13 protein-coding genes and 1 other RNA gene are annotated in these 14,338 nt (G+C 61.1%); 6 read left to right on the top strand and 8 right to left on the bottom strand.

What is annotated here, in order from left to right; genetic code table 11:
• Nucleotides 1-18: 18 nt before the first annotated feature.
• Genes panB through PB2503_RS07695 form a run of 3 tightly spaced genes read right to left on the bottom strand, consistent with a single transcriptional unit; the run spans nt 19 to nt 1,821 of the window.
• Nucleotides 19-840 carry a 3-methyl-2-oxobutanoate hydroxymethyltransferase gene (gene panB, locus PB2503_RS07705; protein WP_013300673.1) on the bottom strand — a complete coding sequence of 274 codons (822 nt, stop codon included), beginning with the start codon at nt 838-840 and terminating at the stop codon, nt 19-21.
• On the bottom strand, nt 841-1,284 hold the full coding sequence (locus PB2503_RS07700; RefSeq protein ID WP_013300672.1) for a TerB family tellurite resistance protein: 444 nt from the start codon (nt 1,282-1,284) through the stop codon (nt 841-843).
• Between the two features lie 3 nt (nt 1,285-1,287).
• On the bottom strand, nt 1,288-1,821 hold the full coding sequence (locus tag PB2503_RS07695; RefSeq protein ID WP_041534947.1) for an adenine phosphoribosyltransferase: 534 nt from the start codon (nt 1,819-1,821) through the stop codon (nt 1,288-1,290).
• A gap of 83 nt (nt 1,822-1,904) precedes the next feature.
• Here PB2503_RS07695 and PB2503_RS07690 point away from each other — a divergent pair, with 83 nt between their 5' ends.
• Complete coding sequence (locus PB2503_RS07690; protein WP_013300670.1) at nt 1,905-2,354, top strand: c-type cytochrome; 450 nt, start codon at nt 1,905-1,907, stop codon at nt 2,352-2,354.
• A gap of 132 nt (nt 2,355-2,486) precedes the next feature.
• Here PB2503_RS07690 and ssrA read toward each other — a convergent pair.
• Nucleotides 2,487-2,855: a transfer-messenger RNA gene (ssrA, locus tag PB2503_RS14340) on the bottom strand.
• Between the two features lie 95 nt (nt 2,856-2,950).
• On the opposite strand from ssrA, the gene PB2503_RS07685 reads away from it, so the two are divergent.
• The 3 genes from PB2503_RS07685 (at nt 2,951) to PB2503_RS07675 (ending at nt 4,585) form a co-directional block, all read left to right on the top strand.
• The gene (locus tag PB2503_RS07685) at nt 2,951-3,196 is read left to right on the top strand and encodes a helix-turn-helix domain-containing protein (protein ID WP_013300669.1); all 246 of its coding nucleotides are present in this window, start codon (nt 2,951-2,953) and stop codon (nt 3,194-3,196) included.
• A gap of 97 nt (nt 3,197-3,293) precedes the next feature.
• Nucleotides 3,294-4,088 (top strand): thymidylate synthase, encoded by a 795-nt coding sequence (locus PB2503_RS07680; RefSeq protein ID WP_013300668.1) that lies wholly within the window; start codon nt 3,294-3,296, stop codon nt 4,086-4,088.
• Nucleotides 4,085-4,585, top strand: a complete 501-nt coding sequence (locus PB2503_RS07675; protein WP_013300667.1) for a dihydrofolate reductase — start codon at nt 4,085-4,087, stop codon at nt 4,583-4,585. The genes PB2503_RS07680 and PB2503_RS07675 overlap by 4 nt, the downstream gene beginning before the upstream one ends.
• A gap of 62 nt (nt 4,586-4,647) precedes the next feature.
• Here PB2503_RS07675 and speE read toward each other — a convergent pair whose 3' ends face one another.
• From speE to PB2503_RS07660, 3 genes are read right to left on the bottom strand one after another with little or no spacing between them, the layout of a single operon-like run.
• Complete coding sequence (gene speE, locus PB2503_RS07670) at nt 4,648-5,538, bottom strand: polyamine aminopropyltransferase (protein WP_013300666.1); 891 nt, start codon at nt 5,536-5,538, stop codon at nt 4,648-4,650.
• Complete coding sequence (gene speD, locus PB2503_RS07665; protein ID WP_013300665.1) at nt 5,535-5,978, bottom strand: adenosylmethionine decarboxylase; 444 nt, start codon at nt 5,976-5,978, stop codon at nt 5,535-5,537. The genes speE and speD overlap by 4 nt, the downstream gene beginning before the upstream one ends.
• The gene (locus tag PB2503_RS07660) at nt 5,975-7,153 is read right to left on the bottom strand and encodes a type III PLP-dependent enzyme (protein WP_013300664.1); all 1,179 of its coding nucleotides are present in this window, start codon (nt 7,151-7,153) and stop codon (nt 5,975-5,977) included. The genes speD and PB2503_RS07660 overlap by 4 nt, the downstream gene beginning before the upstream one ends.
• Before the next feature lie 308 nt (nt 7,154-7,461).
• Between PB2503_RS07660 and PB2503_RS07655 the strand changes: the two genes are divergently transcribed.
• On the top strand, nt 7,462-9,171 hold the full coding sequence (locus PB2503_RS07655) for an alkaline phosphatase D family protein (RefSeq protein WP_013300663.1): 1,710 nt from the start codon (nt 7,462-7,464) through the stop codon (nt 9,169-9,171).
• Nucleotides 9,172-9,265: 94 nt separating this feature from the next.
• Nucleotides 9,266-11,530: a sensor histidine kinase gene (locus tag PB2503_RS13975; RefSeq protein ID WP_013300662.1), complete on the top strand. Its 2,265-nt coding sequence runs from the start codon at nt 9,266-9,268 to the stop codon at nt 11,528-11,530.
• On the opposite strand, the gene PB2503_RS07645 is transcribed toward PB2503_RS13975, so the two are convergent.
• Nucleotides 11,509-14,322 (bottom strand): bifunctional [glutamine synthetase] adenylyltransferase/[glutamine synthetase]-adenylyl-L-tyrosine phosphorylase, encoded by a 2,814-nt coding sequence (locus tag PB2503_RS07645; protein ID WP_013300661.1) that lies wholly within the window; start codon nt 14,320-14,322, stop codon nt 11,509-11,511. The two genes, PB2503_RS13975 and PB2503_RS07645, sit on opposite strands and share 22 nt — an antisense overlap.
• Between the last annotated feature and the right edge of the window lie 16 nt (nt 14,323-14,338).

Here is a 14,338-nt window from a genome sequence, read left to right as displayed (position 1 = left end):
GGCTATTGGCGAAGCCGTCTAATTACGACGCAGGCGATAGACTTCTTCATCCCCCGGAAAGCGTCTGTCGCGCACAGCCTCGGCATAGGCCTCGACCGCGCTCGTGATGTCGCTTCGCAAATTGCCGAATTTACGAACGAATTTCGGCGTCCAGTCAAACAGGCCCAGCATGTCGGGGGTGACGAGGATCTGACCATCGCAGGCCGATGACGCACCTATGCCGATCGTCGGGGCCTCGACACTCTCGGTGATGTTCCGGGCAAGGAGTTCGTCCACCCCCTCGACCACCAGGGCAAACGCGCCGGCACGATCGGCGGCCTCCGCCTCGGCCAAAACCTGGCGCCATTCTTCATCCGACCGACCAACGGCCTTGAACCCGCCTGTGACGTTCGAGGATTGGGGGCGCAGCCCCACATGCCCCATGACAGGGATCCCCCGTTCGGTCAGGAAGCTGATGATTTCCGCCGTATAGGTGCCGGCTTCGATCTTCACCGCCCCCGCCCCCGTTTCGATCAACAGGCGGCTGGCATTGGCGAAGGCTTGGCGGGGATCGGATTCGTAACTGCCAAAGGGCATGTCGACAACGACCAATGACTGCGCCGCCCCCCGCATCACCGCCTGGCCGTGGAGGATCATCATCTCCATGGTCACCCCCACCGTCGAGGGCAGGCCATGGACCACCATGCCGACGCTGTCGCCCACCAGGATGAGATCGCAATGGGGGTCGAGCAGCGCCGCGGTCGGCGCATCATAGGCGGTCAAGCCGACGATCGGCTCTCCCCCCTTGCGCGCAGTGATTGAAGCAGCTGTCTGACGTTTGGTCTTTTTTTGCGCAGACATTCAGGCGCGCCCCGCCGTGCCCGCCACGGCCCGCAAGGCGGAAATGCGCTCCGGTGTCAGGGTCAGTCGATCCCCGACGGAAAACACGAGATCTTCGCCGGCGGCACAGCCCAATCCCTGGACGTCGACAATTTCCCATAAGAGACGGACAAGCCGTTCCCGCCGGTCACTGTCGAGGACCGTCAGATCGGCGGCAAAAGCGTCCTGCCAATCAAGCGTGCGGCGGCGCTCGGCTTCGCGGCGCAGGGCATCGGCCTCAATACGGGAGAGATAAAAGAGTTTCATCAAGGACGCGGTCACCGTCTCCCGGTCAACCTCGGAATAGGCGCCATCGCGTCGGGCCGCCTCGACGAGCAATGTCGCGGCTTGAACTTCGACGCAACTCGCCGCGGACAGCGGCAGGGCGGCATCGACGCTGAGTTTTTGAGAAAGCCATTTCAGCATGCGCTACTCTCCTTCGAAACAGACAAGGGTGTGAAGCGGGATTCCCCGCTCGGCCAGTCGGCGACTGCCGCCAAGATCGGGCAAATCGACAACCACACCGGCGCCGCCGACCGTCCCGCCGAGGCGTTCAATCAAGGTCGCGGCTGCCAGCAGTGTACCGCCCGTCGCCAAAAGGTCATCGATCAAAAACACCTTGGCCTCGGCGGCAATGGCATCGTGGTGAATTTCGAGGGCGTCACGGCCATATTCGAGCTCATAGGATTCACGTAAGACCGTCGCGGGAAGCTTCCCAGGCTTTCGGATCGGGACGAAGCCCAGCCCCGTCGCGGCCGCCACCGCAGCCCCGAACACCAATCCTCGCGCCTCGATCCCTGCAATGGCGGTGTAGCCGCCTGCCCGCACAGGGGACGCCAGGCGCGCCACCGACTCAGCGAAGGCCGGACCATCCGCCATCAGCGTCGTGACGTCACGGAAGACAATGCCTGGCTTGGGAAAATCGGGGATCGCCCTGATGACAGCCTGTAAATCGACGCCCAGTTCGGCCTCCCTCGGCGATGGCTACAGGGGACTGGGCCGTAATCCCGCTTTTCGGTCAAGTGCTTTTCCGGCAATGGGGGCGCATGCGACGATCATTCCTCCCCCTGTTTCTCGCCCTTAGTCTCTGCGCCTGCGGTCAGCCCTCGGGCGCTGACGCCCCCGCCGGACCCGATCTTGAGAGCCTAAGCCCCCTTGCGCAGAAGGGGCTGACCCTCTTCCGCGAATGCGGGGTGTGCCATAATTATCAAAAGGGGGGACGCCACGGCGTGGGCCCCAATCTTTGGGGCGTTGTCGGCGCCCCCGCCGCCCAGCGGGACACATTCGCCTATTCTCGCGCTCTCGAACGGTCGGGCCTGATCTGGACCGAGGACACGTTGGACCGGTATCTCGAAAATCCCCATGAGGTCGTGCCGGGCACCCGCATGGCCTATCGCGGGATGGCGGACCCCGCCGACCGGGACGCCCTCATCGCCTTTCTGGCGAGCCTTCAAGATCCCCCCAAGCTCGCCCCTAACGATCCGGCGAGCGATTAGCGCTGTTTCAAGCGAGACCGGCACCAGTTCGCGCGACGGACTGCGACGAACGAAGACTGAGCTGAACAACAGCATTCGCTTTGGTGAGGTCGATAGATCTCGCGGTTGATCGATTTCATCGAGGGCAGGAAAAGTCGGGGATTCTGTTGCCAGGTTCCCCGGGACCCCGCCTAGACCGGGAAAGGGCCTAGGGCTTTAATAGTGGTTTGCTTGCACCGCGTTACGCAGCGAGAGCGAAACCTTCCGAAGAGTTGTCATTGGCAACTATTCATCATGGCCCAATAACGGAGGCCATCCGAGCGAAAGCCGAACCTTTACACGTCCGTCGATCCTATTTCGGCCCCGCCGCAGGGCTCCCCCCCCCCGAGGGAGAGAAGTCATGTGGTGGAGCCGCCGGGTACCGCCCCCGGGTCCGGGCCGCTTATTCTGAACGCCATTTATCGCTATAGATACCGAAGCATCACAGGTAACATAGGGGCTGTGGGTAAAGATTTGAAGTCCCTGCAGCTCCAAAGACCGCCTGGCCTGTCTGTAACGCCATTGCCATATTCTGCGTGTAAATATGTCATGGTTGGCGGGAGGATGCCGTGAAGCAAATGGAGCCGGGTGATTTCCGAAAATGGCGGAAAGCACTCAACTTCTCTCAAAAGGACGCAGCCGAGGCCCTCGGCCTCAAAAGGCGCATGATCCAATATTATGAGAAGGGCGAGCGGGACGGCGAGCCGGTGCAAATCCCCCTGACCGTCGCCCTCGCCTGCTATGCTCTGTCCGTGGGGGTCAAGAACTACCGCGGCCCCTCGAAAAAGGTGGACCGCCTGATCCCGGAGACCGATCCGGCCTAACGCTGCCGCCAAGTGACGTGGGAAAAGGGGCGGCCTGACGCCCACCTTGGATAAAAGGGGCCTTTCGAATCGGCGGCGGCTGCCGCACTTTGGCGGCATGCAAGCCTATCTCTCTTTACTGTCGCATCTCCTGGACAATGGCGTGTTGCGCGATGATCGGACCGGAACCGGCACCTATTCGGTCTTCGGCCATCAGATGCGCTTTGAGTTGTCCGACGGCTTTCCCCTCGTGACCACGAAAAAAGTGCACATGAAATCCGTGGTGCACGAGCTTTTATGGTTCCTCTCGGGCGATACCAATATCGGGTATTTGAAGGAGCACGGGGTCAGGATCTGGGATGAATGGGCCGATGAGAACGGCAATCTTGGGCCGGTCTACGGCGCACAATGGCGGTCCTGGCCGGGCCCCGGCGGCAAAACCATCGACCAGATTGCCTGGGTGCAGAACGAAATTCGCCATAATCCCACCTCTCGCCGGTTGGTGGTGTCGGCGTGGAACCCCGGTCAGCTCGATCAGATGGCACTGGCCCCCTGCCATTGTCTGTTCCAATTCTACGTCGCCGACGGCAAGCTTTCCTGCCAGCTTTATCAGCGGTCGGCGGATATTTTCCTCGGCGTCCCCTTCAATATCGCCTCCTATGCCTTACTGACCCATATGCTGGCGCAATCGACTGGCCTTGGCGTGGGTGATTTCGTTCATAGCTTCGGCGACGTTCATCTTTACACAAATCATGTCGACCAAGCGAAGCAGCAATTGGCGCGCCAACCCCGTGACCTGCCGCAGCTTCGGCTGGCCCCCGAGGTGAGCGATATTTTCGATTTCCGCTATGAGCATATCACGGTCGAGGGCTACGATCCTCACCCGGCGATCAAGGCCCCGGTCGCCGTATGAGCCCGCGGATCAGCCTTGTTGTGGCGGTCGCCGACAATGGCGTTATCGGGAAGGACGGCACCCTTCCCTGGCGGATGCGTGACGACCTCAAATGGTTCAAATCCGTCACGACCGGCAAGCCAATCGTCATGGGCCGGACGACCTGGGAAAGTCTCGGCGATCCCCTGCCCCAGCGCCGGAATATCGTCGTCAGCCGCCAGCTTGATAACGCGCCCGAGGGGAGCGAGGTGTTCGCTGAGCTCGACGAGGCCCTGACCGCCGCGGCCGGGAGCGGCGCCGACGAGATCTGTGTGATTGGCGGCGCCCAACTCTATACTGCCGCGATGGCACGGGCCGATCGCCTCTATGTAACCCGCGTTCACGGCACGCCCGAGGGAGATACGCTCTTTACCCTGCCCGACGAGACAGGGTGGACACGGACGATCCTTCGCCGGATTGAGAAGGGCTCTCACAATGATTTCGACGCCACGGTCGAGCAATGGGACCGGAAGGCCTGACCACTCACAGACGGCCCGTCTCAGTGATCATCGCCCGATCGACCCCGGTCTCACAGCCCCGATCAGCCAAACTGTCCGGTCTTCAGGATCGTGTCGATATAGGCCGGCCCCATAAACGCCCCCTGATGGGTTTTCGCGCTATAGACCTTGAAGGTGCCGAGATCGGCCTTTTCAATTCGCGCGGCGAGGTCGGCGGGAGACGGATCTTCTCCCCCCTTCCGGGCAAAGCCAAGAGCCATCAGCCCCCCTGAATAGGCGGGCACGGCAATCGTATAGAACCGGGGCGCGGCAAAACTCGCAGACTGGTTCTCGTACGCGGTCTTAAGTTCCGGCGCCTGGAGGAAGGGGAGACCGCACTGGGTCACCATAATCCCCTCATCGCCGAGCCGCGCATAGCAGTCGCGGTAAAATTCCTCGGTAAACAGCACTTTGCCTGGGCCCACCGGATCGGTGGAGTCGACCAAAATAACGTCGTAAGGCTCTTGATCCTCTTTGACGAAGGCGGCGCCATCCGCAATGCGCAGGTCCAGGCGCGGGTCGTCAAAGGCGCCCGCCGACAGACTCGGAAACCACTCTTTCGAAAAATCGACAACGGCCTTCTCAATCTCGACAAGGGTCACTTGCTCGACGGTCCGGTGGCGGAGCACCTCACGAATGGCACCGCCGTCACCGCCGCCGATGATCAGCACCCGCTTTGCCCGTCCATGGGCGAAGAACGGCACATGCACCAACATCTCATGGTAGATAAATTCATCCGCCGTGGAGATTTGGACAAAGCCTTCGAGGGCAAAGAGCCGCCCGAAGCGCTGATTTTCGAAGACAATCAGGTGCTGGTGGTCGATCTCCCCCTCATACAGGGTACGATCGATCCGCAAGGCATGGCCGATTTCGGGCGTCACCTCTTCCTTGAACCAGCGCTGCCCGTCGACGTCGATGATGAAGCGGCCGCTCATTTCGGCAAATGCTGCTTAATATCGGCGCCGCGATAATGGGTGCCCACCTCGACCGCCGTTGCGGAAAACGCCTGGGCCAGAATGTCCACCGCCCGTTCAGGCTCGGCATCGCCGCACATAAACACGTCGAACGCCGCATAGGCGGCTTCGGGCCATGTATGCACCGAAATATGGCTCTCCGCCAATACGGCGACCCCGGACAATCCACCTGAGGGCAAAAAGGTATGCACGTGGAGATGCAACAATGTCGCCCCGCACGCCGTCACGCAATCGCGGAACGCCTGTTCCATCCGCGACTGGTCGGTCAAATCCGACGCCCCATAGAGGTCGATGGTGAGGTGGCGACCGGCATAAATGCGTTCGCCGTCCTCAACGAAATGATCCAGCGGCCCCTCTTCAGGGGCGGGAGCGGGGGGAACGAGTTTAAGAAATTGGCTCATTTTTTTGTCTCCGCAAGGGCCCGAAGGTCGGCGGCTTCGTAAAGGGACCCAAAGGGGTCGTCTGTGCAAATAACATCTTTGTACGACCCATAGCCGTTAAAGCCACTGGTCATTGTTCGTCCGTAGGCGCCCAATTGACCGATCTCGATCGTATCGCCCTGCGCCATCCCGGCGGGGAGGAAAAACGGCCCCTCCATATAGTCGGCATCGTCGCACGTTGGGCCGTAAAAGCGAAACGGCGCGGTCATCGCATCGGCGGGATGACCCACCGCCCGGCACGGGAAACGCCAATTGAGGTGACCTGCATCGTAGAGCGCGCCGTAGATCCCATCATTGATGTAGAGATCGAAGTCCCGACGTCCCTCGACACGGACGATCAGGCTCGCCGCCTCAGCGACCAAAGCGCGCCCAGGCTCCGCCCAAAGGGCTGTTCGACCAAAGGCCGGGAACCGATCAAAGGCACGATGGATCGCCTCGATATAGTCCGACAGCGCCGCGTGGTCCCGACCGGGATAGGCCGCGGGAAAGCCGCCGCCGACATCCAGGATATCGAGCAGCACACCGGCGGCTTGAACCTGGCCGGCAACGCTCGTCATCGCCTGGACGAAAGCCTCAGGGGCCCGATTTTGACTGCCGATATGGAAGCTGACCCCCAGTTTTTCGGCATGCCAGCGGGTCGTGCGAATGAGGTCGGCCACCGCCGGTCCTCGCGCCCCGAATTTCATCCCAAGCTTGAGATCCGCGGTGGAATTATCGACGCCAATCCGGACGATCAGGGTCAGATCCCCCGCGCCTTTCGTGGCCGTGACGATCTTGTCGAGCTCCTCCTGCCGGTCGAGGGCAAAGATTCGCACACCGTGGCGGAAATAGGCCTCGGCGATCGCCTCGGGTGCCTTCACGGGGTTCATGAAAGCTAGGGTCGAGGACGGGAACTGGCGCCTGACAGCCCGGATCTCCGCAAGACTGGCCACGTCGAAGCGATCGACGCCGCCACTGGCAAGAGCCTCAAGGACAATTGGGTCAGGGTTGGCTTTGACGGCGTAAAACACCGTTCCGCGAAATTGCGCGGCAAACCACCGCGCAGCCCGCTGGGCCGCATGGGGGCGGTGGCAAAGAATGGGGTCGGCGGGCGAGCCGACCGCCACTACGTGTTCGGCACTATAAAATTGGTCCACCTCATGGGGCCTCCTTTTGGACAGTGGCTACTGCGGGAATGTCCGCCCTGACCGCCATTCAACAAAAGCTGCCGTCCCCCTGAGGGGGCCCATCCGGGCTTGAAGGGTCGCGGCGCGGATCGGGCAAATAGGGATGTGCAACCCCTGTGTAAAGCCCCGTCTGCAAAAACCTTTAGCGCCGCTCTTTCGTCAGGCGCGGCGACCGCGCAGCCGCTCCCGGCTCTGATAACATCTCAGCCCCTGCCCAGTGTCGCCAATTCGACACAAAAGAGCGCCATAGTCCGAGATAATGTGCTGAGGAGAATGAGATGCCGATTTCCCGCCGGACCGCCCTGTTCAGTGGATTGGCCGCCCCCCTCGCCGCCTGTACCTCCGCCCCCGATTCGCCCCTTCTCTCCGCCGCAACGACGCCGGCGCGCGGCGCGTTCCTCCATGGGGTGGCTTCTGGGGACCCTGAGCCGGACTCGATCGTGCTGTGGACCCGCGTCACGACACCGTCCGACCGCCTCGCGGTCAAGGTCGAGATCGCCGAGACCCCGGCCTTTGCGCCCCTCCTCCAAACCCACACCGCCGAAACGGATCGGGGACGCGATCACACGGTGAAGATCGTGCCAACCGGTCTCGCCCCAGGTCGGGTTTATTATTATCGCTTTACGGTGGGGGATGAGGTGTCGCCCATCGGTCGCACACGAACCCTGCCCGACCGCACAGACGCCGCGACCTTTGCGATCGCCTCCTGCTCGAATTATCCCTTCGGCTATTTCAACGCGTACGACCATATCGCGCGGGACGATCAGGTCGACGCGGTCATTCATCTTGGCGACTATATTTATGAATATGGCCCCGATGGCTATGGCGGAGAGACGGGACGCAGCCTGGGGCGCGAGCACGTCCCACCGCGCGAGATTGTCTCTCTCTCGGATTACCGTGCACGGCATGCGCAGTATAAGGCCGACCCCTCCTCCCGCGCCATGCTGGCGCGCCATCCGCTGATTTGTATCTGGGACGATCACGAAACCGCGAATAATTCGTGGGAACACGGCGCCCAGAACCACCAACCTGAGACAGAGGGATCGTGGGATGACCGTCGGCGCGCCGCGCTTCGCGCCTATTACGAATGGATGCCCGTGAGAGACCCCGAACCGGGCAAGCCCCGCGAAGCCTTGTTTCGCGAATATGAGTGGGGCGGACTATTGTCCCTCGCCGCGATCGAGACCCGTTTGATGGCGCGGTCGGAGCAACTTGAATATCGCGACATCGTCCCGACCCTGACGGATGATGACGCGATCGAGCGGTTCCGCAGAGAGATCGTCGGCGCCCCCTCAAGGGAGTTATTGGGGGCGGCCCAGACCGCCTTTCTGGAGCGGCATTTCCGTCAATCCGTCGCCAAGGGCACGACATGGCGCCTGGTGGCCAATCAAATTATTATGGCTCGCCTGATCGCCCCCAATGTTGCCGACCGGGTGAGCGAGGAGCAGATCGTTGAGTTCGAAAAAGAATGGGACCAGGTTCGGACCTTCGTTGAGTTCACGAAATTCGGTCTCCCCTTCAATCTCGATGCGTGGGACGGGTATCCGGCCGCGCGGGAGCGCTTCTACCGTATGGCGCAGGCCGCCGGCGCCCGGGACCTCATCGTCCTGACCGGGGACACCCACGAATTTTGGGGCAATGACCTCCTGACGGATACGGGGGAGGCTATGGGGGTTGAGCTGGGGACCAGCGGTGTGACCTCCCCCGGCTTTATGGCCCGTCTCGGCGACAAAGCCTTTGACTATTCACTCCTCATGCGTCGCGAAAACCGGGATATCCGGTATCATGACCCCTTGCACCACGGCTATCTTCGCCTGCACCTGACCCCTGACCGCGGGCATATCGATTATATGGCGGTGTCGACGATCCTCTCCCCCAACTATCAGGCGTTCCGTACCGCGCGTTTCGATTTGATAAGAGAGAACGGCACGGTGCGTTTCGGCAATCCCCAAGGTCTCGGCCTTAAGGAACGGATCGTCTACGGCTGAGCCGTCCGCTTCCGTTGCAATGCAGCACGGCCTTCCGCCAAATGCGGCGAGAATTGGGTGACAGCGGGATCCGAACACCGGTAAGTGGCCGGGAATGGTTAGACTCTTGCCCTTCGACCTCGGCGCCCGCTTTGGCCAACGCCCCGCCGCAACTGGTCCTCGACCGGCCAGCAATCTCGGTCGCATTGCCGCGGCCGCCTTTCTACTGACCGGGGTATCGGTCGGCGCGTTGCTGACAGCCGCGGTCACCGACCATCGGACGGCAGCGCGGGAGCGGGGCCTCAATCTCGGTCTTAGATCCCTTGCGTCCCTTGACGCCCTTGAGGAGGCGGCCCCGATCGCCTTTGGGCCCAACCGCCCGGTGAGTGAGCCGGTCGCAGACCTCCTCGCCTATAATGCCCCCAGCGGCGGGCTGATGATGATCGTCGACAGAAATCTTCGTCAGGTCTCCGCTTTCGGCGAGGTGGATGCCCCTTATTTTGCCTTAGACCGATTGGAGGCGTTGCCCCCGCAAGGGGATGTCGTCACCCTGATCGATGGGAATGGCGGACGATGGGCGGCAACCGCCCGAGCGCTGACCCCCGATCAGGTGTTGGTGGCCGCGCAGCCGGTGCCGCTGATCCCCTTTGCTCTCTGGGCCCCCTACCTTTCCGTCGGAGTTGGGATCGCAGGTCTCTGCTGGGCACTGATGGCGATGGCGATCCGCACACGTCATACCGAAGCGATTTCCGAGGGCGAGCGCCGTCATCTCCTGAGCCGGATTTTGGGCCCCGAACGCGCCGGAATCGGCATTTGGCGGCGGGAGAATACGGGCGTCGTATTGCCCGCCGCGACACGGGCCGCTCTCGGCTTCACACGCCAGAACGTCACTATGCCCACCGACGACCTGGAAGGATTTATCCACCAGGCCGATACGCCCGTCGCCCACCGTTTTTTCTTCGCCGACGATATCGGCGGCGGCGATTTGGTGCTCAGATGTCGGACGGTTGAAGGGACCTATGCCAGGGTGCTGTTCCGTACCACCTCGGATGCCGAAGGGATGGGCATTGCCGTCCCGCTGGGGGATTCCGGCTTGGCGGACCCGCAAGCGAGCCAGGAGGTCGACCGCCTGCGCGAGACTGTCGAGGCGCTCCCTCAGGCCTTCCTCTTATGGGATCAGAACGAACGCCTCCTTGCTTGGAACGCACCTTTTCTTTCCCTGTTCGGAATCGATAGAGGAGCGGTGGCGGAAGGTATCGACGCCGGTGCCCTGATGGCCCTGGCCTCAGCGGACCTATGCCCGTTGCTCGCCCATTTCACGCCGCCGACTGACGACGACCAAGCCGTCGAAGCCGTTTTCCCCAACGAACAATTCGTCCGGGTCGTCAGGACCAAAACCGTTGGCGGGGGCTGGGTCTGCGTCGCGCACGATGTCAGTGATGCGAAGATCGAAGCCGAGCAACGCGCACGGAACGAGCGGGAGCTTCAACACACCGTTGAGGTGCTGAAGAGAAATCGCGAAGACCTCAGGGAAGCTGTCCGGCGCTATGAGACTGAGAAGCTGAACGCCCAGGAAGCGAACCGGGCGAAGTCTGAATTCCTGGCCAATATGAGCCATGAATTGCGCACCCCCCTCAACGCTATCAATGGCTTTTCCGAACTGATGAAGGAAGAGCTCTTCGGCCCCTTGGGTCACAAAAAATATGTCGAGTACATCAAGGATATTCACGCAAGTGGCAGCCATCTCCTGAATTTGATCGACGACATTCTGGACCTTTCGAAACTCGAAGCAGGAAAACTCGACCTGGATCTTTGTCAGGTGGATCTCGATCGTCTGCTCAAGGAAAGTTTGCGTCTCGTCGAGATGCAGATGCGGGAAGCGTCTTTGGAGTTCCGCTCTCTGACCGACCATATCCCCTCGGTCTGGGCAGATCCCCGGGCGGTCAAGCAGGTGATCCTCAATGTCCTCTCGAATGCCCAGAAATTCACCCCCCAAGGGGGGGCGGTGACGGTCACCACCCTTGTCGATCTGACGACCGTCACCATCCTGATCGCCGATACAGGCATCGGTATGACACCGGAGCAATTAGAGAAACTCGGCCAGCCCTTTGAGCTGGCTGACGATCATTTCTCCCGCGCCAGCAGAGGGACGGGGCTTGGCCTTGCGCTGTCGAAGAGTTTGATGGAGGCGCAGAATGGTCTTCTGGCGGTGACCAGCGAACCACGCCGCGGCACAGTGGCAGCGATATGTCTACCGCGGGGGGCAGATAGCATGGTCAGCCTTCCCTCTCTTCTTGAGGGACGGGCCCGGATTTTGACCAGGCGACCGGCGCCGCAGGCCCGTTCTACCGCCACGGATCAATCGAGCGTCGCGTCATAAGGGCCGATAAGCTGGCTGAAGGCTGAGTAGACCGCCCGACGATGGACCGCCAACTGATCGTCGACGGAGCCGGCGAGCCAAAGGGGCTCAATACGACTTAGCCGCTGAAGAAATCCATCGGGGATTCGAGCCGGCGGCTCACTCCCCAACGTTGCCCGAGCATATTGCACAAACGAGTCATAGGCGAGATAGGCGCTGGCCAACGCGTCAGCCGTCTCGGCCTCAAGATGCCCCGCTTGCTTCACTTCTCGGAATATCTCATCTGCCCTTCGGGGAAGGCGCCCCAATGCAGATCCGTGAATTAATGAAATGCCCTGGGCCAAAAACTCAACATCTGTCAGCCCCCCCGCTAATCGCTTGACATCATAGGCGGTACGAGGCGCTTTTTCATTATACAATCGAACGCGCATTTCCCTTACGGCTTCGCAGACCGTCGCTCGATCCCGCTTTTTGACCAAATGCTGATCAATGACCGATGTGACATCCTCAGCAAGGGATGGATCTCCTGCAACGATGCGCGCCTTGGTGAGGGCCATCTCCTCCCATACCCAAGCGGTCTTGTCATAATAAGTCCGAAACGCATTAATGGAGACGGCCGCCGGCCCGGCCCCCCCCGATGGCCGCAATTGCATATCGATCTTATAGAGGTCCCCTTGGGCGGTTGGCACCGAGAGAGCGGTAACGATACGCCTGACCAAGCGTGTAAAGAGCACCTCATCTTCAGCCTTTTGTTCCGTCAGCCGATAAACGAATACGAGGTCGAGATCGGAACCAAGGGTCAAGCGCTCAAGCCCGAGGCGTCCAAACCCCAGCACCGCCAACTGCCCATCGGGCAATTTCCCCTCTTCTGCGGCCATCTTGGTGACAGCATCGACGCAATAGTCGATGGCCCGATCTGCCGTCGCGCTCAGCGCCCCCCCGATCGTCTCGGCGCCCATCTGGCCGAGGATCAACCCCGCCGCCGCGCGGACGCGATGCTCACCGACAATACGCCGGGTTTCGTCCAACTTTTCCTCAAAGCTCCATTCCGTCGCCTCGGGAAAATCTGGGGGACTGACATCCACCCCCTCCAGCAATCCTTCCACAAGGGCCGGACGAGAGGCGAGCTTTTTTGATAGGGCGGGAGCTGAGTAACAAAGCAGGATAAGCTCGTCCAACACCTGCGGATAGGTTGTAAAAAGGGCAAGAGTTTGCACACCTTCCGGCAAAGCGGTCAGGAAATCGTCCAAGGCCGCAAAGGCGATATCTGGCTCCTCACCGGCGCCAAGGCGCAAGAGAATGCGGGGGACCAGAGCCGTAAGCAGCTCACGCGCCCGAACCGACCGTGCCGCGCGAATCTCTCCCCGGTGCCAACGGCGTATGCGCTCGGTGACAAATTCGGGGGACGCAAACCCCATACTCCGCAAAGTGGTTAGCGTACGCGGATCATCGTCAACGCCCGTAAAGACGAGATTTCCATCTACCTTGCCGTCGTCATTCGGCACATGGAATAGATCGGCATAGGTATCGTGAACGAAAACGAGATGGGTCGTGAGCGTCGAGAGAAAGTCGTCGCGCCCCGCAAAACCACTAAGAGCCGCGATAACGTCCAACTCCGCTGGCTCCGTCGGCAGATCCTGTGTCTGCTGATCTTCCCTTAGCTGAAGGCAGTGCTCGACACGCCGCAAAAAATCGTACGCCGCGGTCATTCCGGCACAGGTTTCGTCATCGACATAGCCTGCCGCGGTCAATTGCCGAAGCCCATCAATTGTGCGGAGGGAGCGAAGCGTTGGGTCCCGCCCCCCGAGCAAGAGTTGCTGAGTTTGAACAAAGAACTCGATTTCCCGAATGCCCCCGGGCCCGAGTTTGACATTCGCCCCCGCAGCTTCGAGGTCGGGTCGCCCCCTCTCGGCATGGATTTGCGCTTTGACGGCGTAAATATCGGCGACGGCGCCGAAATCTAGCGTTCTGCGCCAGACAAAGGCCCCGATCATCTCCATGAATTCGGCGGCGACCTCCCGGTCTCCGGCACAGGGGCGCGCCTTGATGAAAGCCGCGCGCTCCCAATTCTGTCCGTAGATCTCATAATATTGCGCGGCAGCACTGAGGGAGACGGCGATAGGGGTCGCGCTAGGATTGGGGCGAAGGCGCAAATCAGTCCGAAAGACAAAACCGTCCGAGGTTTGATCTTCTAGGATGTCGACGACCTGTTGGACGACGCGCATGGCGACGCCCTTTGCGTCAAAACGACTGCCCTCTGCGACGGGGATAAGATCGGGGTCGTAGATGGCCACGAGGTCAATATCGCTGGAATAATTAAGCTCGCCTGCGCCGTGTTTGCCCATCGCCAAAAAGGTCAGGCCCGCCCTTGGGCGCGACGGGTCGAGGCCAACGCCGCGCAGCGTGTTCACCACCTCCCACGCCGTGGCAAGGGCACAAGAGACGACCCAATCCGCAAAGCGGCTCAAGGCGCCCGTGACGTCGTTAAGGGAAAAGATCCCGGCCAAATCGGCCAGGGCAATGGCGACGATGACATCGGTCCGTTGTCGCCTCAAACAAGCCTTTGCCGTCTCTTTCTCGGTGCCAGGATCTTCTGCATAAAGCGCAGCGAACCCGTCGCCATGATCAGCGCGGAGGATACGATCAAGACGCTCCTTGTCACGGGTGAGAGCCCGCCCAAGAAACGGAGAAAGGTGACCAAGTCCAGAGAGAAAACGCGCACGAGTATCGTCGCCCTGCCCAAAAGCGGCGATCGCGCCCCCGCCCGACGCTGCAAGGGCCTCGGCGAAGGCTTTGCCGAACACGCCGGTCACAAAAGACCGGTCAGCC

It is taken from the genome of Parvularcula bermudensis HTCC2503 (assembly GCF_000152825.2).
GTDB classification, from domain to species: Bacteria; Pseudomonadota; Alphaproteobacteria; order Caulobacterales; family Parvularculaceae; genus Parvularcula; species Parvularcula bermudensis.
This window is presented reverse-complemented; position numbering and strand designations above follow the sequence as displayed.

Coding starts and splice junctions, on each gene's coding strand:
- panB (WP_013300673.1), bottom strand. CDS start 840: ATGTCTGCGCAAAAAAAGACCAAACGTCAGACAGCTGCTTCAATCACT.
- PB2503_RS07700 (WP_013300672.1), bottom strand. CDS start 1,284: ATGCTGAAATGGCTTTCTCAAAAACTCAGCGTCGATGCCGCCCTGCCG.
- PB2503_RS07690 (WP_013300670.1), top strand. CDS start 1,905: ATGCGACGATCATTCCTCCCCCTGTTTCTCGCCCTTAGTCTCTGCGCC.
- PB2503_RS07685 (WP_013300669.1), top strand. CDS start 2,951: ATGGAGCCGGGTGATTTCCGAAAATGGCGGAAAGCACTCAACTTCTCT.
- PB2503_RS07680 (WP_013300668.1), top strand. CDS start 3,294: ATGCAAGCCTATCTCTCTTTACTGTCGCATCTCCTGGACAATGGCGTG.
- PB2503_RS07675 (WP_013300667.1), top strand. CDS start 4,085: ATGAGCCCGCGGATCAGCCTTGTTGTGGCGGTCGCCGACAATGGCGTT.
- speE (WP_013300666.1), bottom strand. CDS start 5,538: ATGAGCGGCCGCTTCATCATCGACGTCGACGGGCAGCGCTGGTTCAAG.
- speD (WP_013300665.1), bottom strand. CDS start 5,978: ATGAGCCAATTTCTTAAACTCGTTCCCCCCGCTCCCGCCCCTGAAGAG.
- PB2503_RS07655 (WP_013300663.1), top strand. CDS start 7,462: ATGCCGATTTCCCGCCGGACCGCCCTGTTCAGTGGATTGGCCGCCCCC.
- PB2503_RS13975 (WP_013300662.1), top strand. CDS start 9,266: ATGGTTAGACTCTTGCCCTTCGACCTCGGCGCCCGCTTTGGCCAACGC.